At 65.7% G+C, this 20,488-nt stretch carries 19 protein-coding genes and 1 tRNA gene; 4 read left to right on the top strand and 16 right to left on the bottom strand.

Annotated features, from left to right (window positions below; all coding sequences use genetic code 11):
* Positions 1-19: 19 nt before the first annotated feature.
* Complete coding sequence (locus AC3A3W_RS08175; RefSeq protein ID WP_487441804.1) at positions 20-937, bottom strand: Bax inhibitor-1/YccA family protein; 918 nt, start codon at positions 935-937, stop codon at positions 20-22.
* A 427-nt stretch (positions 938-1,364) separates the two neighbouring features.
* Between AC3A3W_RS08175 and AC3A3W_RS08170 the strand changes: the two genes are divergently transcribed.
* The 4 genes from AC3A3W_RS08170 to AC3A3W_RS08155 are packed head-to-tail and all read left to right on the top strand — an operon-like array spanning position 1,365 to position 5,484.
* Positions 1,365-2,705, top strand: coding sequence for a branched-chain amino acid ABC transporter permease (locus AC3A3W_RS08170; RefSeq protein WP_487441802.1), 1,341 nt, complete (start codon positions 1,365-1,367; stop codon positions 2,703-2,705).
* A gap of 9 nt (positions 2,706-2,714) precedes the next feature.
* Positions 2,715-3,683 carry a branched-chain amino acid ABC transporter permease gene (locus AC3A3W_RS08165; protein ID WP_487441800.1) on the top strand — a complete coding sequence of 323 codons (969 nt, stop codon included), beginning with the start codon at positions 2,715-2,717 and terminating at the stop codon, positions 3,681-3,683.
* Positions 3,680-4,711 carry an ABC transporter ATP-binding protein gene (locus AC3A3W_RS08160; protein ID WP_487441799.1) on the top strand — a complete coding sequence of 344 codons (1,032 nt, stop codon included), beginning with the start codon at positions 3,680-3,682 and terminating at the stop codon, positions 4,709-4,711. Before AC3A3W_RS08165 ends, AC3A3W_RS08160 begins: the two co-directional genes overlap by 4 nt.
* On the top strand, positions 4,708-5,484 hold the full coding sequence (locus AC3A3W_RS08155; protein ID WP_487441797.1) for an ABC transporter ATP-binding protein: 777 nt from the start codon (positions 4,708-4,710) through the stop codon (positions 5,482-5,484). Before AC3A3W_RS08160 ends, AC3A3W_RS08155 begins: the two co-directional genes overlap by 4 nt.
* A gap of 202 nt (positions 5,485-5,686) precedes the next feature.
* On the opposite strand, the gene AC3A3W_RS08150 is transcribed toward AC3A3W_RS08155, so the two are convergent.
* From AC3A3W_RS08150 to AC3A3W_RS08080, 15 genes are all read right to left on the bottom strand, one after another.
* Positions 5,687-7,033 (bottom strand): ABC transporter substrate-binding protein, encoded by a 1,347-nt coding sequence (locus AC3A3W_RS08150; RefSeq protein ID WP_487441796.1) that lies wholly within the window; start codon positions 7,031-7,033, stop codon positions 5,687-5,689.
* A gap of 273 nt (positions 7,034-7,306) precedes the next feature.
* Positions 7,307-7,380: transfer RNA gene (locus AC3A3W_RS08145), tRNA-Leu, on the bottom strand.
* A 12-nt stretch (positions 7,381-7,392) separates the two neighbouring features.
* Positions 7,393-8,370, bottom strand: coding sequence for an N-acetyltransferase (locus tag AC3A3W_RS08140; RefSeq protein WP_487441794.1), 978 nt, complete (start codon positions 8,368-8,370; stop codon positions 7,393-7,395).
* 140 nt (positions 8,371-8,510) lie between these two features.
* Positions 8,511-9,974, bottom strand: coding sequence for an NAD(P)/FAD-dependent oxidoreductase (locus AC3A3W_RS08135; RefSeq protein WP_487441792.1), 1,464 nt, complete (start codon positions 9,972-9,974; stop codon positions 8,511-8,513).
* 34 nt (positions 9,975-10,008) lie between these two features.
* The gene (locus AC3A3W_RS08130) at positions 10,009-11,409 is read right to left on the bottom strand and encodes a S8 family serine peptidase (RefSeq protein ID WP_487441790.1); all 1,401 of its coding nucleotides are present in this window, start codon (positions 11,407-11,409) and stop codon (positions 10,009-10,011) included.
* 51 nt (positions 11,410-11,460) lie between these two features.
* The gene (locus tag AC3A3W_RS08125) at positions 11,461-12,408 is read right to left on the bottom strand and encodes a Ppx/GppA phosphatase family protein (RefSeq protein ID WP_487441788.1); all 948 of its coding nucleotides are present in this window, start codon (positions 12,406-12,408) and stop codon (positions 11,461-11,463) included.
* Entirely contained in the window at positions 12,405-13,070 is a 666-nt protein-coding gene (locus tag AC3A3W_RS08120; protein WP_487441787.1) for a DUF501 domain-containing protein, read from the bottom strand. Before AC3A3W_RS08120 ends, AC3A3W_RS08125 begins: the two co-directional genes overlap by 4 nt.
* 74 nt (positions 13,071-13,144) lie before the next feature.
* Positions 13,145-13,876: an FtsB family cell division protein gene (locus AC3A3W_RS08115; protein WP_487441785.1), complete on the bottom strand. Its 732-nt coding sequence runs from the start codon at positions 13,874-13,876 to the stop codon at positions 13,145-13,147.
* Positions 13,877-14,001: 125 nt separating this feature from the next.
* Entirely contained in the window at positions 14,002-15,282 is a 1,281-nt protein-coding gene (eno, locus tag AC3A3W_RS08110) for a phosphopyruvate hydratase (protein WP_487441783.1), read from the bottom strand.
* A 122-nt stretch (positions 15,283-15,404) separates the two neighbouring features.
* Positions 15,405-16,040 carry a MazG nucleotide pyrophosphohydrolase domain-containing protein gene (locus tag AC3A3W_RS08105; protein WP_487441831.1) on the bottom strand — a complete coding sequence of 212 codons (636 nt, stop codon included), beginning with the start codon at positions 16,038-16,040 and terminating at the stop codon, positions 15,405-15,407.
* Between the two features lie 67 nt (positions 16,041-16,107).
* Positions 16,108-17,256, bottom strand: coding sequence for an adenosine deaminase (locus tag AC3A3W_RS08100; protein WP_487441781.1), 1,149 nt, complete (start codon positions 17,254-17,256; stop codon positions 16,108-16,110).
* Positions 17,257-17,320: 64 nt separating this feature from the next.
* Positions 17,321-18,061 carry a DedA family protein gene (locus AC3A3W_RS08095; RefSeq protein WP_487441779.1) on the bottom strand — a complete coding sequence of 247 codons (741 nt, stop codon included), beginning with the start codon at positions 18,059-18,061 and terminating at the stop codon, positions 17,321-17,323.
* Between the two features lie 100 nt (positions 18,062-18,161).
* Positions 18,162-18,779, bottom strand: coding sequence for a DedA family protein (locus AC3A3W_RS08090; RefSeq protein ID WP_487441778.1), 618 nt, complete (start codon positions 18,777-18,779; stop codon positions 18,162-18,164).
* Between the two features lie 4 nt (positions 18,780-18,783).
* A complete protein-coding gene (locus tag AC3A3W_RS08085) occupies positions 18,784-20,106 on the bottom strand; it encodes a thymidine phosphorylase (RefSeq protein WP_487441777.1) in 1,323 nt (440 codons plus the stop codon).
* Entirely contained in the window at positions 20,103-20,483 is a 381-nt protein-coding gene (locus tag AC3A3W_RS08080; RefSeq protein WP_487441829.1) for a cytidine deaminase, read from the bottom strand. Before AC3A3W_RS08080 ends, AC3A3W_RS08085 begins: the two co-directional genes overlap by 4 nt.
* Between the last annotated feature and the right edge of the window lie 5 nt (positions 20,484-20,488).

Below are 20,488 nucleotides of genomic sequence, written 5' to 3'. Positions count from 1 at the left end.
CGTCTGCCGGCGTTGCGTTTTATTCTTCGCCGCGGAGGATGGACAGCAGGCGGATGATTTCCACGTACAGCCAGACCAGCGTGACGGTGAGGCCGAACGCCGCCGTCCAGGAGAACCGTTCGGGGGCGCCTGCCCGGACGCCGGCTTCAATGCTCGTGAAGTCCATGATCAGCGAGAAAGCGGCGAGGCCGATGGCGAGGATGCCGATGAAGACACCGAGCGGGATGCCGAAAATCTGCATGCTCGTGCTGAGACCGAACGGGGACTGCACGGCGCCGGTCCAGACCATCACCATGTTGACCAGGGCAAACACGGCGTAGCCGATCATGGCGATCATGAAGAAGCGCATGGCCTTGGGGGTGGCGCGCACCTTGCCGCTCCTGAAGAGCAGCAGCGTCACGGCGAACACGGAGAGCGTGCCGATGACGGCCTGCAGCCCGACGCCCGGGAACATGCCGTCCAGGATGCGGGTCAGTCCGCCGAGGAACAGTCCCTCGAGGCCGGCATAGGCCAGGATGAGTGCGGGCGAGGGCTGCTTCTTGAACGTGTTGACGAGGGCCAGCACAAAGCCGCCCAGCGCGCCCACGATCATCAGCATGCTGGCCAGGGACATGCTTACGAACAGCGTGACGGCAGCACCGGCCATCACGGCGCCGAGGCAGGCTGCCGTCCTGACGATAACGTCGTCATACGTCATCCGCCCGGTTTCGGCCGGACCGGCTGCGGGCCGGTTGTACATCTGCTGCAGCTGGTCCTGCGTCATGTTCTGCTGGGCAGCCCAGCCTGGTGCATCCATGACGGGGGCCTGGCCGTAGCCGCCCTGGCCGTGCGGGTTTTGGCCGTACTGGTTCTGGCCGTACGCCTGCGGGACAGGCGGTGCCTGGGTGGCTCCACGGAAGTTCTTTCCGTTGAAGATCGGGTTTCCGCCAAGTGCCATTGCGGGTGTCCTCCAAATAAAGGGGTTGTGGATCTTTCCTTAGTTCAAACTATCAATTCCCACGCCCCAGCGGCAGGTATAGTTCCGCCGGCGCCCGCGCCGACACGGAATCGTGACCTGCCGCACGGCTTCGGAAGCCCCCGGCGGGGCAGTCCGACGGACTGTTTAGGAATACTGGGACACAACAAAAGTTTTCATTAGGTCAGCTGAACTAATGGTCCCGACCAGCTTCACAGTTGTTATCTGATCGCTATCTGGCGGCAACGCCGGACGGCAAACTTTGTACTGCCCGGGCTGTAACATGAGCGAAGTAAGGTGACACATATCACAACCAGTCAACCGCATCACGGCACCACCCCGTCACCTTCTCCGTTCGCAGCGGTTGCAACGACGCAACCCAGACCACCCCCATGTGGAGGTTTTCAATTTGAGACGCACACCGAGAGGCCTGCCGCGCAGACGGCCAGCCGGACTGCTGAAGGCCCTGGGGGCAATCGCCGCCACTGTCCTGGCGCTCCTGCTGGTCGCTGCACCCGCATCGCAGGCCGCCACCCCCTCTCCGACACCACCCCCGTCGAACCAGCAGTTCCAAAACAGCATCAGCGGCTTCCTCCGTGACGATGCGCGCGCGCCCCTCGAAGGTGTGAAGATCACCGTTACGAGCGGTGACTTCACCGGAACCGCAACCTCGGGTGCCAACGGATCCTGGCGGATTGGAGTTCCCACGCAGGGCACCTATGAAGTGGAACTGGACGAATCCACCCTCCCGGAGGGCATCAAGCTCGCCGAGGGCCAGGCCAACCCGCGCAATGTCACGTTCAGCCAGACCTCGAACCTTTCCGTGATCTTTGCCTTCGGCAAGGGCATCGTGGTCCAGCAGCAGGACTTTGGCCAGAACCTCCTCAACCGCCTGGTGGCCGGCTTGAGCTTCGGGCTCCTCCTCGCCCTGGCTTCCGTGGGCCTGTCCCTCATCTTCGGCACTACCGGACTCACCAACTTCGCCCACGGCGAGATGGTCACCCTCGGCGCCGTCCTGGTCTTTGCCTTCAACGCCATGAACCTGCCGTTCTGGCTCGCCATCATCCTTGCCCTCCTCGGCGGCGGCCTCTTCGGCTACGCCCAGGACCGCGGCCTCTGGAAACCGCTGCGGAGCCGGGGCACCAGCCTCGTCCCGATGATGATCGTCAGCATCGGCCTGGCGCTGGCGGTCCGGTACATCATCCAGTTCTACTTCGGAGGCGCCACCCAGCAGCTCCCCTTCGCGCAAAGCGCGGAAATCCAGATCGGTCCGGTCTCGATCTCCCCCAACAACCTGTGGTCGCTGGTGATCAGCGCCATCGTTATCGCCCTGATCGGCATCGTGCTCCTGAAAACCCGGCTCGGTAAGGCCACCCGCGCGGTGGCGGACAACCCGGCACTGGCAGCCGCGTCAGGGATCGACGTCGACGGCGTCATCCGGCTTGTCTGGATCGTCGGCGGCATCCTCGCGTCGCTCGGAGGCATCCTCTGGGCGTACTACCGTCCTGGCGTCACGTTCGACATGGGCTCCCAGATCCTGCTGCTCATCTTCGCCGGAGTTACGCTGGGCGGCCTCGGGACCGTCTTCGGCGCCCTGATCGGATCAGTCATCGTCGGTATTTTCGTCGAACTGACCACCGTGTTCGGCCTCGCGGCCGACCTCAAGTACGTGGGAGCACTGTTCATCATGATTGTTGTCCTTTTGTTCCGTCCCCAGGGCATCCTGGGCCGTCGCGAGCGCGTGGGTTAGGAGACAGCCATGGACTTCGGATTCATACTTTCCAGCGCTGCCGGTGAACTGTTCAGCCCGACGACGGCGGCCTACGCACTCGCCGCGCTCGGCCTTGCGGTTCACTTCGGCTACTCGGGCCTGCTGAACTTCGGCCAGGCCGGCTTCATGGCCGTGGGCGCCTACGGCTTTGCCATCTCCACTCTGAGCTTCGGCGTTCCATTCTTCGTGGGGCTGCTCATCGCAATCGTCTGCTCCGTGCTGTTTGCCCTGGTGCTGGGTATCCCCACCCTCCGCCTCCGCGCCGACTACCTCGCCATCGTCACCATCGCGGCAGCCGAGATCGTGCGCTACGTGGTCACCACCAACCAGCTCACGTCGGTCACCGGATCGGCCAACGGACTGGCCGCCTTCGAGGGCGGGTTCTACGCCATGAACCCGTTCCCCGAAGGCTCCTACCTCGGCATGAACAACCGCGACTTCTTCATCAGGGTCGTCGGCTGGACCCTTGCCGCCATCTGCTGCCTCATTGTCTGGCTCCTCATGCGCAGCCCGTGGGGCCGGGTCCTGAAGGGCATCCGCGAGGACGAGAACGCGGTGCGGTCCCTTGGCAAGAACGTGTACGCCTACAAGATGCAGGCCCTCGTCATCGGCGGCATCCTGGGCGCCCTGGCCGGCATGGTCTTCACGCTGCCCCGCGGCGCCGTCCAGCCCGCCAACTACGGCACGGAGCTGACGTTCTTCCTGTGGACCTGCCTGTTGCTGGGCGGCATGGCGACAGTCCTGGGGCCGGTGATCGGCGCCATGATGTTCTGGGTGGTCCTGTCCCTGACACAGGGCATTCTGTACGGTCTTATCGAATCCGGCGCAGTGACCTGGCTGACCACCGTCCAGGCAGGCCAGCTGCGCTACATCCTCGTGGGCATCGCCCTGATGCTGCTGATGATCTTCAGGCCGCAGGGTGTCTTTGGCAATAAGAAGGAGCTGGCGTTCGCATGAGCAAGCACAGCCAAGATTCAATGGAAGCAGGCGTCGACTACATGAACGACGCCCGCGCAATCGCCGTCGGCGAGAACACCCCCGGCTGCAAGAAACGGGACCCGATCGTCGTCGCCGAAAACGTGACCCGCAGCTTCGGCGGCATCAACGCCGTCGACGTCGAGTACCTTGAGATCCCGCGTCACAAGATCACCGCCCTGATCGGCCCCAACGGGGCCGGCAAGACCACCCTCTTCAACCTGCTCACCGGCTTCGACACCCCGAACTCCGGCAAGTGGCAGTTCGAAGGGCAAAGCATTGCCGGCGTGTCCTCCTACAAGGTGGCGCGCATGGGCATGGTCCGGACGTTCCAGCTCACCAAGGTCATGGGCAAACTGACGGTCATGGAGAACATGCGCCTCGGCGGTTCGCAACAGCCCGGTGAACGGCTGTCCAAGGCCCTCTTCAAAGGCATGTGGGGCGGCAGGGAGAAGGAGATCACCGAGCAGGCCAACGTCCTGCTGGAGAAGTTCAAACTGGACACGAAGAAGGACGACTACGCGGCATCGCTGTCCGGCGGGCAGCGCAAGCTGCTCGAAATGGCTCGGTCCCTCATGGTCAGCCCCAAACTGGTGATGCTCGATGAGCCCATGGCTGGCGTCAATCCTGCCCTGACGCAGTCCCTGCTGGACCACATCAAGAACCTCAAGGCGGAGGGCATGACCGTCCTCTTCGTGGAACACGACATGAACATGGTGCGCCACATCGCGGACTGGGTGGTTGTCATGGCCGAGGGCAAGATCGTGGCCGAGGGACCGCCCGGCGAAGTCATGAAGAACCCGGCCGTAATTGACGCCTACCTGGGCGCGCACCACGACGTCGACCTTGGCGACTCCGAGGGCATCAAGGCGCTGGAGCAGGAACTCGTGGCGGATGAGGAGTCGATCGTCGGCACCGAAGACGCAGGCATCATCGCCGTGGACGTCGTAGCACCCGACCTCAAGACCGGCATTTCGGAGCCCGGCCACGCAGAGAAGGACAAAGCATGAGCGCCACAAGCGCGGCCCCGGCCGCAAGCACCGCAGCAGCAGACGGCTCGGTCGTCAAGGTCACCGACTTGGTGGCCGGATACCTGCCCGGCGTCAACATCCTCAACGGCTGCAGCATCGAGGCCCGCAAGGGCGAGCTGATCGGGATCATCGGCCCGAACGGCGCTGGCAAGTCCACGCTCCTGAAGGCCATGTTCGGCCTCGTGAAGGTGCATTCAGGATCTGTTGTGGTGCGCGGCCAGGACCTCACCGGTCTGAAGGCCAACAAGCTCGTCACAAAAGGCGTGGGCTTCGTGCCGCAGAACAACAACGTGTTCGCTTCCCTCACCATCGAGGAGAACATGCAGATGGGCATGTTTCAGCGGCCCAAGGACTTCGCCAAGCGCTTCGACTTTGTGACGAGCCTGTTCCCTGAGCTCGGCAAACGCCGGGCCCAGCGTGCTGGCTCCCTGTCCGGCGGCGAACGCCAGATGGTGGCGATGGGCCGTGCCCTCATGATGGAACCCGCCGTGCTGCTGTTGGACGAGCCGTCCGCAGGCCTCTCCCCCGTCAAACAGGACGAGACCTTCCTGCGCGTGCATGAGATCAACCGGGCAGGTGTGTCCGTGATCATGGTGGAACAGAACGCCCGCCGCTGCCTGCAGATCTGCGACCGCGGCTACGTCCTGGACCAGGGCAAGGATGCGTACACGGGAACCGGCCGGGAACTCATGAAGGACCCCAAGGTCATCCAGCTGTACCTCGGAACGCTGGCCGACGAACACGAGAAGTAGGCACACAGCACACACTCCTCAGAAACGCTCAGGGGCCGTCACCGATCCGGTGGCGGCCCTGCTGCATGCCTGCCCTATCCCCGCCGTGCCCACGCACGCGGCAGGGCCCATGGAACGGTAGCTGGGGCCGAATGCCAGGGTGCGCACAAAAGGCCCCCGTCCTCAGGACGGGGGCCTTGTGCTGCCTACCGGGGAGAACGGCTTACAGCTTGCCGAATTCTTCCTTGGACGGCGCGTACTTGTTGTCGTCCTGGTACTCGTAGATTCCGATGTAGGCCTCGGTGGGGTCGCCCTTGTCCGAGAAGGTCACCGGGCCGGACTGGCCGTCGTAGTCGATGTCCTTGCCCTCACGGAGGAGCGTGACGCAGGCCGGGAAGGTAGTGCACTTCTCCCCGACTTCCGAAACGCCCTTGAGCTGCTTGGCAATCTCGGTGCCCTTGGTGCTCTTGGCAGCCTCTGAGGCCAGCGCGATCAGGTTCACGGCGTCGTAGGACTCACCGGCGTAGCTGTAGTCCTTCAGGGCGGGGTCGATGGCGAGGAGCTTCTTCTTGAAGTCTTCCTTGGCGAACGTGCCCGGGATGGTGCCCTGGGCACCCTTCAGGGTGCCGGCTTTGAAGTCCTTGCTGTAGTCGGACGTGTTGCCGTCCACCATGAACAGCTGCGTGGGCTTGATGCCCTTGCCGGTCAGCAGCGGCACGATGCTCTTGGCCTGGTCGAAGGTGATCAGGGCAATGGCGTCCGGCTTGGCCGCGATGACCTTGTCCACCTGGCTGCTGAACTGCGAATCGCCCTCGTTGAAGAGTTCCTCGGCCACAACCTGTCCGCCTGCTGCTTCAAAAGCTTCCTTGACGTTCTTCTGCAGGCCGGTGCCGTACGCATCGTTCAGGACGATCATGCCGACGGTCTGGGCGCCACAGGTCGCCATGTAGTTGCCCAGGACCTTGCCCTGCAGCACGTCGGAGGGAGCGGTGCGCCAGTAGAGGTTCTTGTCCTCCCACGTGGTGAAGTCCGGCGACGTGTTGGCGGGCGAGAACTGCACTACGCCTGCTCCGGTGATCTGGTTGATAACGGTCTTGGACACACCGGAGGATGCTGCACCGATGATGGCGCTGACTCCCTGGCCCAGCAGTGCCGTGGTGGACTGCGTTGCGATGTCGGTCTTCGTGTCGCCGGAGTCACGGTGGATCACCTGTACCGGCTTGCCCAGGACGCCGCCGGCGTCGTTAACTTCCTTGATGCCGAGGTTCACACCGGCGATCTCGGGCGGGCCGAGGAACGCCAGCGACCCCGTTGTCGGCAGGAGCGATCCAATCTTCAGCGGCGTGGGGGTGGTGGTGGTCGAAGCAGGCACGGAGCCAGTCTCTGCTGCGGTGCTCGTGGCACCTGCAGTGGCACTGGGTGCCGGGCAGGCGATGCCCCCTGCCGCGGCGGTCGTTTCCGTCGAGCTTGGGGTGGGGCTGCCACCGCAGGCCGTAGCCAGAAGGGCGACGCCGATGCTAAGCGCTGTTAGCTTAGCGACTCGGGGCGCCGCCTGGGGGAGTGAAATCATTTGAGAGTCTCCTCGATCGAAAGGTGCGAACAGCCTTTGATGCGATTGGTCAGGTGTTCCTGAGTTAGTTTCAAGCTAGTGCAATTTAGACGTGAACATAAGTGACTAAGGTCACATCCTTATAACACTCGTTGCATATGGGACACCCGCGCCAAGCAAGGGAGATAAAGAGGGAAAAGCACACGAAGGCAAGGGGAAGACGGCAGAAACACAAGCGCGGCTCGGTGCCGCGGCGCCTCTCCGGCCTGCCACATCCGGCCACATCAAGCTGTGTACCCCAGGTGGGACTCGAACCCACAACACGCGGATTTTAAGTCCGCTGCCTCTGCCAATTGGGCTACTGGGGCGCCCGGTCAATGCTATCGCTTTCCGCCGCTGGCGTTGCTTTCAATTGCGGAGAAAGGCTCGGCGTACCGGAAAGTTCCATGAACACCGCCGGGCCACAGCGCGAGCGGCAGGAACTGGAAGTTGTCCCCCCAGCGTTTGTCCGGTGCCTCGATACCCATCGACGACGCCGGGACGAAACCGAACCGGGAATAGTAGTCCGCGCTGCCGAGCAGGGCGATGCCCCTCTCCCCCGCCGCGTTGGCCCGGATCACCGTTTCCCGCATCAGTGCCGAGCCGATGCCGTGGCGCTGCAGCCTGGGAGTGACTCCAATGGGCCCAAGGCCGAGCAGCTCAAGGCCGTCCGCCCACGCACGGGTGCTGATCGCGTGCCCCACGATTTCACCGTCGACTTCTGCGACAACGCTGAGCTCCGGCAGGTATTCATCGGAGTCAAAGAGGCGGCGCAGCAGGTCCACTTCCACGGGCTCACCGTCGACGGGCAACCCAGTGACCGGTGAAACGGAAAACGCCTCCGCCGTCAGCGCGAGGATTGCCGCGCGGTCTTCGGGCTTCTCGCTCCGCAGCTTCACCTCGCGCACCTGTTCGTAATCGGGTGCGTGCGCGGCGGAAAGCTCGGCCAGCACTTCGAGGGCGCGGGCGGAGTCCCCGACAGGCACCAGCAGGTGGTCGTGGTGGAAGCCTGCCAGCACATTGCAGCTGATCCGGGCGTCCGTCAGGGCCCGGCTCACCGCCGCCGTCAGGCCCACGGCTTCGAGCTCCGAATGGACCTCAAGCGTGATCCAGGCGGCCACGAAATCATAGTTCAGCCCCAGGGCGTCCGCCTCGGCCCGGGGCAGCACCGCCGTCAGCCCCTCGGCCTCGCGCACTGCGGCCTCAATGCCGGGGGCCAGGGGCTTTCCGTGGGGCCAGAGGACGTACACGTATTCTCCGCTGCGGAGTACCGGGTGCATGGTGGCCAGGAGGGTCTGGAGATTCGTTTCGCCGGTCATGCAGCCAGTCTAGACATCCCGGCAGCCGGATCCCGGGACGGGCGGGCGGAACCGGGGCGGACCAGGGCGGAGCCCCTGGCCCAAACAACGAAGCGGCCGCCCCCCGGAAGGGAACGGCCGCCGTCGTCAGTTACTGCTTTTTACTTGGCTTTCGCCGGTACAGCATCCTTGGAAGCATTGTCAGCATCAGCAGGCTTCGCCGCCGGCGGAGCAACCGGGGCGGCCGCCGGCTTGGGGGCCGGCGTCGCAGCCGCAACGAATGCACCGCGGGGGTTGTCGAGGTCTTCGAGCTGCGTGGTGTCGCGGCCCATGATGAAGCTCAGGATCCAGCCGAAGATCACGCGGACCTTGCGCTCAACGGTGGGGATGGCCATGCCGTGGTATCCACGGTGTGCCAGCCACGCGAGTCCTCCCTTGAGGCCGATGCGGCCCAGCAGGTTGATGTTGGCAACACCCTTCCACTCGCCGAAACCGGCCACGGCACCCAGGTTCTTGTGCTTGTAGTCGGTCAGCGGCTTTTCCCAGCGGGAGGCCCACAGGTTCTTGGCAAGGCGCTTGGCCTGGCGCAGCGCGTGCTGGGCGTTGGGGACGCAGGTACCGTCCGGGAGGCCACTGCCGGTGAGGTCGGGGACCGCGGCAATGTCACCGGCTGCCCAGGCGTTCTCGATGATGCCTTCGTCGCCGGCGATCCGCAGGTCGGGAAGGACCCGGACGCGTCCGCGCGGCTCGAGCGGGAAATCGGTGGAGCGGATCATCGGGTTTGCCTGCACGCCGGCGGTCCACACGAGCGTGTCAGATTCGAATTCCTGCGCCAGGGACTTGTCCGGCAAGTTGATGAGCTTCAGCGCGCCCTCGGCGCTTTCCAGCGAGGTGTTGAGCAGGACCTCGATGCCGCGGCTGCGGAGGTGCTCCACAACCCAGACTGCCTGCTTCTCGGTGACTTCGGGCATGATGCGGCCCATGGCCTCGACGAGGACGAAGCGGACTTCCTCCTGCTTGACGCGCGGGTTGTTCTTGACCGCTGCGCGGGCGAGGTCTTCCATCTCCGTGATGCACTCGATGCCGGCGAAGCCGCCGCCGACGACCACGAAGGTCAGGGCGCGGGCGCGGGCAACGGGGTCGGTCATGGTGGAGCCGACTTCGATGCGCTCGAGGACCTTGTTGCGAAGCGCAACGGCCTCCTCGATGGTCTTCAGGCCGATGCCCTTGGCCGCCAGGCCCTTGATGGGGAACGTGCGGGTGATGGCGCCTGCGGCGACCACGACGTCAAAGTAGGGCACCTCAAAGTTTTCGCCGCCGTCGGCCGGGGCAACCACGGCGGTGCGGTTGGCATGGTCGATCGAAGTGACGCGGCCCTGGATGAGCTCGGTCTGCTTGAGGTGCTGGCGGTGGGAGACCACGGCGTGGCGCGCCTCGATGTTGCCGCCGGCAACTTCGGGCAGGAAGGGCTGGTAAGTCATGTAAGGCAGCGGATCGACGACGGTGACGATGCCACCGGCGTTTGCGATCTTCTTCTGCAGTTTGAGGGCTACGTACAGGCCGACGTACCCGCCGCCGACGACGAGTACCCTGGGACGGTCCTGGAGCTGAGGGGTGGTTGCCATGCATCCAGAATACAGTAGTTTGTGAAAATCTTCACTAACTGCCCGGACCGCTGGAATCGACGCTGTTCAGCGCGCCGGTTTCAGGTTCCTCGGGGCTGCCCCCGGACGCCCGCGACGCGCGGCTGAGCTGTATGGCTCCGGCGACGATGATGGCAATGAAGAGGGCGCCAAAACCGATAACGACCGCGGCAGGAAGCGCGCTGTCCAGCTGCGACGGCGGCTCCGCGACCGGCACCGTGGCCCTGGGCAGGGTGGGTTGCGCCGCCGGGGACTCGGCGGGCGGAGCCGCAGGAACTGCGGGAGTGGCAGGGTTGCCGCGGCGGTGGACGCGGATCCAGTCCGAAATGGACCCCAGCGGATTGATCTGGGTTTCCGCCACGTCGTCCTTCAGCGCGGCCTCGGCGTCCAGCATGCCGAATCCGTACAGCGGATCCTTACCCGGTGCGCCGGCGTCCTTCGCCGTGGAAACGATCCTGTTGACGACCTGCTCGGCGCTCATTTCCGGCCACCTCGAGCGGATCAGGGCAGCGACGCCGGAGACGATCGGCGTTGCGCCGGAGGTGCCGGCCCATTCCGCATAGCTTCCCCCGGGAAGCCCGCCGGCGAGCTTTTCAGCCGGCGCTGCCACCCCGATGCTGATGCCCTGCGATGAGGAGTCAACGCTGGCCTGCCCGTTGAGATCCAGTCCCGCCACGGTGAGCACACCCGGGATGGTGGCGGGCGCGCCGACCTGGACGTTGCCGCCGACCCGGTTGCCGGCCGCGGCCACGATCACCACGTCCTTTTGCTCCGCGTACAGGAAGGCCGCGTCCCAGCTTTGCGGCCACTCCGGGGAGGTGCTGCCCAACGAAATGTTGATGACCTTGGCCCCATTGTCCACCGCCCAGCGCACGGCCTCGGGAATCTGGTCCTGGTCGCTCTTGCCGCCAGGGTTCTCGGAGCCGAGCCACGTGGAGACGGCAAGGATCTGGGCCTCGGGGGCGACGCCGATGATGCCGTCAGGCCTGGAATTCGCAGCCGACGGGGCCGGCGACGGCTTGGCGCTGGCCGTGGACTTCTTGGGGGGCGCTTGGTGGCCACGGCCTGCCAGCATGGTGGCCACCAGCGTTCCGTGCTCGGGCTTGGCGCCGATGCTTTTCTGCCCGTCCGGTGTTCCCGCTCCCGAGACATCATGCCCGCCGGCGATGGCGCCCTTCAGGTCCGGATGTTTGCCGTCCACGCCGCTGTCGATGACAGCGACCTTCACGTCGGTACCCTTGGAGACCTCCCAGGCCTTGGTGATGCCGGCTTCCTTGAGCCAATATTCCTTGTCACGCCATGTGTCGGCCTGCGCCGCGGGGGCTGTTGCGATTGCTGCCGCAGCGACGCCGCCAGCCAGCGCCGCCGACAGCAGAGCCGAGACCGTCCGGCGGAACCGGGCTGTTGCTCTGGTCATTCACGATCCAATACTCGGTGGGCTGGTGCCTCGTTAGCTGACACTCAGGGGTTAGCTGACACTCAGGGCAATTCCGTCAAGAATATCGTGTTCGCTGGCGGTGGCCGTAATGACCTCTCCTGCGGTAAGCTCGCCCATCCTGGTCAGGATGCGCCGCCAAACGAGTGCGCCGGCGCCGATCACATCCACGCGGCCGGGGTGCATGTAGGGCAGCTCCGCCCGCCGGGCCCGGGTCATGCCGAGCAGGTCGCTGGCTGCCTCCCCGATGGTTCCAATGGACAGCTCGGCTCCGTGGATGGCGGCCGGCAGGTACTCCGGCAGCTTCAGCGCATGCGCCGTGATGGTGGTAACGGAGCCTGCAACGCCGACGACGGCGGTGCTGCGTTCCAGCGGAACGTCCAGTCCCGCTTCCGCGATGGCGGCGTCGACGTCGGCCTCCGCCGCGGCGATCTGTTCAGCGGTGGGCGGATCGCTCGTGAGGTGGCGTTCGGTCAGCCGTACGCAGCCGATGTCCACGGACTTCGCGGCGATCACGCCGTTCTGGTCCCCCAGCACGAATTCCGTGCTGCCGCCGCCCAGGTCCACGACCAGGACACGGTCAGCACCGGACATCGGCAGCACGCTGCTGGCCCCGGCGAACGAGAGCGCCGCTTCCTCGTCACCTGAGATCACCTCCGGCTCCACGCCCAGGAGGCCGCGGATGCCGTCAACGAAGACCTGGCGGTTACGGGCATCGCGGGTGGCCGACGTTGCCACGAAGCGGACTTTCTCAGCCCTGTACTCACGGATCACCTCGGCGTAGTCGGCCGCAGCAGCGAAGGTACGCTCCAGGGCTTCTGGGGCCAGTTCGCCGGTGGCGTCCACGCCCTGCCCCAGCCGCACCACGCGCATTTCCCGCACGATGTCGGTGAGCTTGGTCGGCCCGTTGCCGCGGTCGATATCGGCGATCAGCAGGCGGATGGAGTTGGTCCCGCAGTCAATGGCTGCAACCCTGGTCATTCGCTGGTCTCCTTCCTGGACTTCCGCACGGGAGCCGGCCGACCCACGATGGCCGGCAGGCCTTGCGGCCCATGCCGGCTGAGATCCCTGGACGGGGCCTCGCCGTCGGTGTCCCAGGCGCCGTCGCAGTAGCAGCGGTCCGCTGTCCACCACTCGCCGATGGCCGCGATGGCTTCGTCGCCGAGGGGATTCACTCCCTCGCCGGCGGCGAGCGAGTGCCCCACGAGAACATGGAGGCACTTGACCCGGGTGGGCATTCCGCCGGCGGAGACGCCGTCGATTTCGGGCACGTCGCCGATGCCCGAACGGCCCCCTATTTCCGCGCGGGCCCTCAGGTACGCCTCGTGGGCGGCGCGGTACGCCGCGGCCAGCGATTCGTCCACGGCGAGGCGGTCGTTCATCTCATTCATGAGACCGGCCGCCTCGAGCCGCGACACGGCGGACGTGATCACCGGGTGCGTCAGGTAGAACGTGGTGGGGAACGGCGTGCCGTTGCTCAGCCGCGGGGCCGTGGCCGCCACGAGGGGGTTGCCGCACACGCAGCGCGCCGGGATCTCGACCACGTCCCGGACCGGCCGGCCCAACTGGCGGCTCAGCACCTCAAGATCGTGTGCCGATGGCTGGCGGGATTCCACCGGCGCAGGTGCCGTGTTTTCTTCCACTGGCGCGGCCGTCCTTCCTGCCCGGATGTGGCTGTTCCAAAGGTCTCTGGGACAGTCCGGCGGCGGGCGCCGCTTTAGTCTGTAGCCGAACGCCTGATGGACTCCCACAGGGAATCCACCCACGGCAGGTTGGCGGGGTCTTGTGCTGCTGCACCGGGCGGCCCGGCGGACTCGCCGGCCGGCAGATCGCTGCCGAACACCCAGTAGCCGGTCTCACCCGGCATAACCATGTTAATGCGGTCACGGGCCTGCTGCTTGACGTAGTTCGGATCCTGCCAGCGTGAAACCTGTCGCTTGAGCTCGTCCTGGTCCGCCTTGCTGGCGGCGATGTCTGCTTCGAGGGCGGCGATTTCAGCCCGCTTGTCAATGAAGATCTTCACCGTGGGAGCCAGCATGATGGTGATGGCAATCATGACGACGGCCAGTGCCAGCATGCGCCCCGAAAATGCCTTGGCGGGGATGGGGTCGAGGTTTTCATCGGTTCCCGAAGGAGCGGAGGCCCCTTTGCTGCCGTTCTTTCCGGGCGTTTCCTGCGGGGAGCCGCGGCCGGGCGCCGCCGCCTTGCCCGGTGACGCCGCCTTGCCCGGTGACGCCGCCTTGCCCGCGGCTGCTGCATTGCCGGCAGCTGCTGCGTTGCCCGCGCCCGCCTCCCGGGCCCCGCTATTCTTTGTGCCCGCCTCCCTGACCCCCTCGACGGGCCGGTGACCGCCGAAGTCCGCCTGGATGACGTCTCCGCCGGAAGTACCGGTCTCGGGCTGCCGGGCCGCTGGGGTCGCCCGGGGAACTTTGGGACGGCGGGTAGCCATGACACTCCTGTAAACGCGGGACACTGGTTGGGCTGGATTCTGGGCTGCGCCACCGTGCGGCCTTAAACAAAACCGGTGGCTACGGTCTTTCCACCATAGCCACCGGTCAGTTGTTAATCCGGCTATTAGCCCTTGAAACGCGGGAACGCGCTGCGGCCGGCGTAGCGTGCGGCGTCGTCGAGTTCCTCTTCGATGCGCAGCAGCTGGTTGTACTTGGCAACACGCTCGGAGCGGGCCGGGGCACCGGTCTTGATCTGGCCGGCGTTGGTGGCGACCGAGATGTCGGCGATGGTGGTGTCCTCGGTCTCACCGGAGCGGTGCGAGGTGATGGTGGTGTAACCGGCGCGCTGGGCCAGGGACACGGCGTCGAGCGTCTCCGTCAGCGAACCGATCTGGTTGACCTTCACCAGGAGGGAGTTGGCGGTCTTGCTGTCCAGGCCCTGCTGCAGGCGGACCGGGTTGGTGACGAAGAGGTCGTCGCCAACGAGCTGGACCTTGTCACCGATGCTGTCGGTGAGGGTCTTCCAGCCGTCCCAGTCGTTTTCGTCCAGCGGGTCCTCGATGGAAACCAGCGGGTAGTCGGCGACGAGTTCGGCGTAGTAGGCGCTCATCTCGGTGGCGGACAGCGACTTGCCCTCGAACTGGTAGGCGCCGTCCTTGTAGAACTCGGAGGAGGCGACGTCCAGGGCCAGCGCGATGTCCTTGCCCGGGGTGTAGCCGGCGTTGGTGATGGCTTCCTGGATGAGGTCCAGCGCGGCACGGTTGGACGGGAGGTTCGGGGCGAAGCCACCCTCGTCGCCCAGGCCGGTGGAGAGGCCCTTGGCCTGCAGCACCGACTTGAGGTTGTGGTAGACCTCGACGCCCCAGCGCAGGCCCTCGGAGAAGGTCTCGGCGCCGACCGGGGCGATCATGAATTCCTGGATGTCTACGTCGGAATCCGCGTGGGAGCCACCGTTGAGGATGTTCATCAGCGGAACCGGCAGAACGTGGGCGTTGGGGCCGCCCAGGTACTTGTAGAGGGGCAGGTCAGCGGAGGCTGCGGCCGCGTTGGCGACGGCCAGGGAAACGCCCAGGATGGCGTTGGCGCCGAGCTTGCCCTTGTTGGCGGTACCGTCCAGGTCGATCATGGCCTGGTCGATGCTGCGCTGGTCCGTGGCGTCGAAGCCGGTCAGGGCAGGCGCGATCTGGTCGATGACCGCGTCGACGGCCTTCTGGACGCCCTTGCCGAGGTAACGGCCCTTGTCTCCGTCGCGGAGTTCGACAGCCTCGTGCTCGCCGGTGGAGGCGCCGGAGGGAACTGCCGCGCGGCCGATCTGGCCATCGGAAAGCAGAACTTCAACTTCTACGGTCGGGTTGCCGCGGGAATCGAGGATCTCGCGGGCGTGGATGGCATCGATAAGCGCCATGAATATGCTCCTTATGGTGAAGCGATTTACTGGGAAACTAGCGGAAAATCTCGACGTCCTCGTCAGGGACTAGCGTAGTCGAGAGTGGTGCACGTTACGGAAACCTATCCAGCACCCGGACGTCATGATCCCGGCGGAACCTGGTCCTGGTACCGCCGCACGGCTGCGCGGAGGGCCCGTTCGGCGTCGAAACCCTTGTTGCGCGCAGCACCGACAACGGCGAGCAGGAGCTCACCGAGTTCGTGCTCGGAGTCGAAGGCTGAGACGAGCCCAACCGGCGGAGTGCCGGCAGTGCGGGTTTCGACAGGTTCAACCGGCGGGGCTGGCTCAGCCAGCGGCGGAAGCCCTGCCCGGGCAGCCCGGTCCAGGGTCTTCTGCGCCCGGGCCAGGGCCGGCAGGGCCTCCGGAATGCCCTCAAAGTGGTTCGCCCGTTCGGGCTTTTCGGCCTTCTTGACGGCGTCCCACTTGAGCACAATCTCCTCCACTGTGGCCGGGAAGGTGTCCTGCAGGGAGCCGTCCGGCCGGAACACGTGCGGATTGCGGCGGACCATTTTGGCGGTGAGGCTCCGGACGACGTCGGTGAACGCGAAGGTGCCGCGCTCTTCGGCGAGCCGGGAGTGCAGCACAACCTGGAGCAGCACGTCCCCCAGCTCGCCTTTCAGCTCCGCTTCGTCCGCGCCGGTCTCGATCGTCTCAGCGACCTCGTAGGCCTCCTCGAGGAGGTACTCCACCAGCGACGCATGGGTGAGGGCGCCCATCCAGGGGCAGTGCTCGCGAAGTGCTGCGATCACCCCCAGCAGCTCCTCCACCCCGCCGGCGGGGTGTTCAGCCAAGGTTCGCGTAGGCGTCGTTGATGTACTCCACCAGGGCTTCCCTTTCCTCGAGCGGGAGGAAGGAGGCCTCGGCGGCGTTGAGCGTGAGTTCCAGCAGGTCGTCGAGGTCGTAGTCGAAGGTCTCCACGAGGAGCTCGAACTCGTCCGTGAGGGTCACGCCGCTCATGAGGCGGTTGTCCGTGTTGATGGTGACGTTGAAGCCCAGCTGGTAGAGCATGTCCAGCGGGTGGCTCTCAATGCCTTCGCCGAACGCCGCCACGGCGCCGGTCTGCAGGTTTGAGGAGGGGCAGATTTCGAGCGGGATGCCGCGGTCGCGCACCCAGCTGGAGAGGTTCCCGAGGGTCACGAGGCCGACGTTGTCGTCATCATCCGCGGCGCCGTCTTCGTTGTCGTCGAACTCCACCATGATGTCCTCGGCGATGCGGACGCCGTGGCCGAGGCGCAGGGCACGGCCGTCCACCAGGGCGGACTGGATGCTGTCGAGTCCTGCGGCCTCACCGGCGTGCACCGTGGCGGGGAAGTTGTTTTCGGCAAGGTAGGTGAACGCATCGCGGAAGCGTGACGGCAGGAATCCGTCTTCGGCACCTGCGATGTCGAATCCGACGGCCCCCTTGTCGCGGTGGCGGACGGCGAGTTCCGCGATCTCCTGGCCGCGGTCGGCGTGCCGCATGGCGGTGATCAGCTGGCCCACCTGGATTTCGCGGCCCGTCTCGGCCACGGCGTCCACGCCCGCTTCAAGCCCTTCCTGAACGGTTTCCACCGCTTCATCCAGGGTCAGGCCCTTTTGGAGGTGCTGTTCCGGAGCCCAGCGGACTTCCCCGTAGACAACGCCGTCATCGGCAAGGTCTTCGACGAACTCCTTGGCCACGCGGAACAGCCCTTCCTTGGTCTGCATCACGGCGACCGTGTGGTCGAAGGTCTCGAGGTAGCGCACCAGGGAGCCGGAGTTCGCGGACTCGCGGAACCACTCCCCCAGCGCGGCGGGGTCGGTCGACGGAAGGGTGTGGCCAACGGCCTCCGCCAGCTCGATGATGGTTGCGGGGCGGAGACCCCCGTCCAGGTGGTCGTGAAGGGATACCTTGGGAAGGCTCTTCAGGTCGAAGTCAAGGGCAGGGGCGGCGTCAACGATTGGCTCAGTCACGTACCAACTCTAGGGTTGCACCGCGCACAACGCCAACGGCCCCACGGGCGTCATGCGGACCGTGTCAGCGGCCCGGTTCCACGTCGGCCCTGATGGCAACAGGCAGCGCGGCGGTGAGCCTGCCGGCGTCGGGACCTTCCGGGGCACTGTGAAGCGCTTCTTCCGCTTCGGCGCCCGGCTGCACCGGAACAACATCGTTGCGGCCGAGCCGCTTGTGCCACCAGCGCAGCAGATGGTCAATGACAATGCCCAGGATGACGGCGAAGACCACCGCAATGCCGGCTCCGAGGAGCGGGTTGTGGTGCAGCAAGGGGAAAGAGCTGGCCACAATTCCGATGCCGATGGAATATCCCACCCATGTCACGCACGCAAATGCGTCCAGCAGGAAGAACCGCCGGTGCGGGAAACCCGTGGTTCCGGCGACGTAATTGACCGCCACGCGTCCCCACGGGATGTAGCGGGCGGTGAAGATCAGTACCGCCCCGCGTTTCTCGAGCTCGTAGCGTGCCCAGGCAAAGGCCTTCTGGACCTTCGGGCGGCGCATCCATTTCCAGCGGTCCAGGCCGATCTTCCGGCCAAGGAGGTACGCCATGTTGTCGCCGGCCATCGCGCCTGCGAGCGCCGTCACACCGAGAATCAGGAGGTTGGGCTCGCCGCTGTGCCGGGAGAATGCCGCCAGGGCCACGATCAGCGTTTCGCTGGGAACCACCATCGCGAAGCCGTCAACGAAGAAAAACAAAAGCAAAATGGGATAAATCCACCATTGACCCGCTGCATGGAGCACGGCCTCATTGATAAACTCCACGCGGTGCTGCTCCTTGACAATGACAAGATCTGAAAGAGACGTAAATCGCTCTTCAGTGTCGCATGGCGGGAGCATATCCGCTACGCCCGCTCCAGGAAAATCACTCCTCCGCCAAGGGTTCGGGAATTCGTCCGCGCAGCCGGGTGATGACAATGTCCACGATGATGCCCAGCACGATCGCGCACACGATCGCGATGGCCGCCCCGAGCAGATGGTTTTCCTCGAACCACTGCCCGAAAAACAGCCCGATGGCCACGGAATAGCTGGCCCACAGCGACGCAGACAGCACCGTCAGTCCGATGAAGCGGGTGCGGGAGTAGTGAGTGGCGCCTGCGGTCAGATTGACCGCCACGCGGCCGATCGGAACGAACCGCGCCACGAGGATCAGCGACGCCGGCCGCTTCCGGAGTTCGCGCCCGGCCCAGCGGAATGCGCGCTGCATGCGCGGCCCCCGCATCCAATGCCAGCGCCGGATCCCCACACCCCGGCCGATGAGGTAGGCGGTGTTGTCCCCGGTGAACGCCCCCAGCGCAGCGATGGCCATGAGGAGCCACGGATTGGGGACATCCGCCGTCGACGCGACGGCCGCCAGCCCCACCACCACGGATTCGCTGGGGATGGGCGGGAAGAATCCGTCGATGAAGCAGCAGGCGAGGACAATAAGCAGGACCCAGGGCTGCCCCGCGGCCGCGAGGATGAAGTCGTTGATGGCCTGCACGGTGCTACGCGATGCGGTCGATGATGAGCTGCTGTGCCGGGCGCGAGCCCTCCGGAGCAATCGTGAACGCTTGCTCGAGCGACTCTTTGGCGCGCGCGAACTTCTCCGGAGTGTCGGTCAGCAGCGTCACGAGCGGCTCCCCGGCCCGCACGGCCGCCCCCGGCTTGGCATGGAGGCGCACGCCGGCCCCTGCCTGCACCGCGTCCTCCTTCCGCGCGCGGCCCGCCCCGAGGCGCCAGGCCGCCACGCCCACGGCCAAGGCGTCCAGTTCCACGAGGACGCCGTCCGCCGGGCAGTAGATGGTCTCTGATTCTTTCGCCACCGGCAGCTTCGCCCGCGGATCGCCGCCCTGGGCTGTGATCATCCGGTTCCAGACGTCCATCGCGCGGCCGTCCTTGAGGGCCGCGGCCGGATCGGCATCGTTGACCCCGGCGCAGACCAGCATCTCCTCCGCCAGCCGGACGGTGAGTTCGACGACGTCTTCCGGGCCGCCGCCGGCGAGCACCTCCACGGACTCTTCCACCTCGATGGCGTTGCCCGCGGTCAGGCCCAGGGGCGTGTTCATGTTCGTCAGGAGGGCCACGGTGTTCACACCGGCGTCCTTGCCTAGGGCCACCATGGTCTCTGCCAGTTCCCGGGCGGCGGTTTCATCCTTCATGAACGCGCCGCTGCCCACCTTGACGTCGAGTACCAGGGAGCCCGTGCCTTCGGCGATTTTCTTGCTCATGATGGACGAGGCGATCAGCGGAATCGCCTCGACGGTCCCGGTGACGTCCCGGAGTGAGTAGAGCTTCTTGTCCGCCGGGGCGAGGCCGGCACCGGCAGCACAAATGACGGCCCCGACGTCCTGGAGCTGGGCCATCATTTCGTCGTTGCTCAGTGCGGCGCGCCAGCCCGGGATGGATTCGAGCTTGTCCAGCGTGCCGCCGGTGTGGCCGAGTCCGCGCCCGGAAAGCTGCGGAACCGCCACGCCGAACACTGCCACGAGGGGCGCCAGCGGAAGGGTGATCTTGTCCCCCACACCGCCCGTGGAGTGTTTATCGCTCGTGGCCTTCACGCCGCCGTCGGGGCGCCGGAGGCTGGAGAAGTCCATCCGCTCCCCGGACGCGATCATGGCCGCGGTCCAGCGGGAGATCTCTGACCGGTCCATCCCGTTGAGCAGGATGGCCATGTTCAGCGCGGCCATCTGTTCGTCGGCGATGACGCCCCGCGTGTAGGCATCGATCGTCCAGTCGATCTGTTCGGGGCTCAGGACCCCCTTGTCACGCTTCGTCCGGATGATGTCGACGGCGTCGAAGGCTTCCGTTTTCTTTGAAGTGCTGGTCACCGGGTTTCCTCCAGGTGTTGGGGGCCAAATGCGTCGGGCAGCACCTGGTCCATGGTCTTGATTCCCTGAGTGGTCATGAGCTCCATGCCTGGAGCCCGGAATTCGTACAGCAGTTGGCGGCACCGCCCGCAGGGCATGAGCACGTTGCCGCCGCCGTCCACGCAGTAGAAAGCCCGCAGCAGCCCGCCGCCGCTCATCTGCAGGTTGCCCACGAGCGCACACTCGGCGCACAGGGTGAGTCCGTAGCTGGCGTTCTCCACGTTGCAGCCGCTCACGATCCGGCCGTCCTCGGTAAGCGCAGCCGCCCCCACCGGGAACTTCGAATAGGGAGCGTAGGCCTTCTTCATGGCACTGGCGGCCGCGGCCGCCAGTGCCATGAAGA

Source organism: Arthrobacter sp. Soil_N43, assembly GCF_057655195.1.
This window is presented reverse-complemented; position numbering and strand designations above follow the sequence as displayed.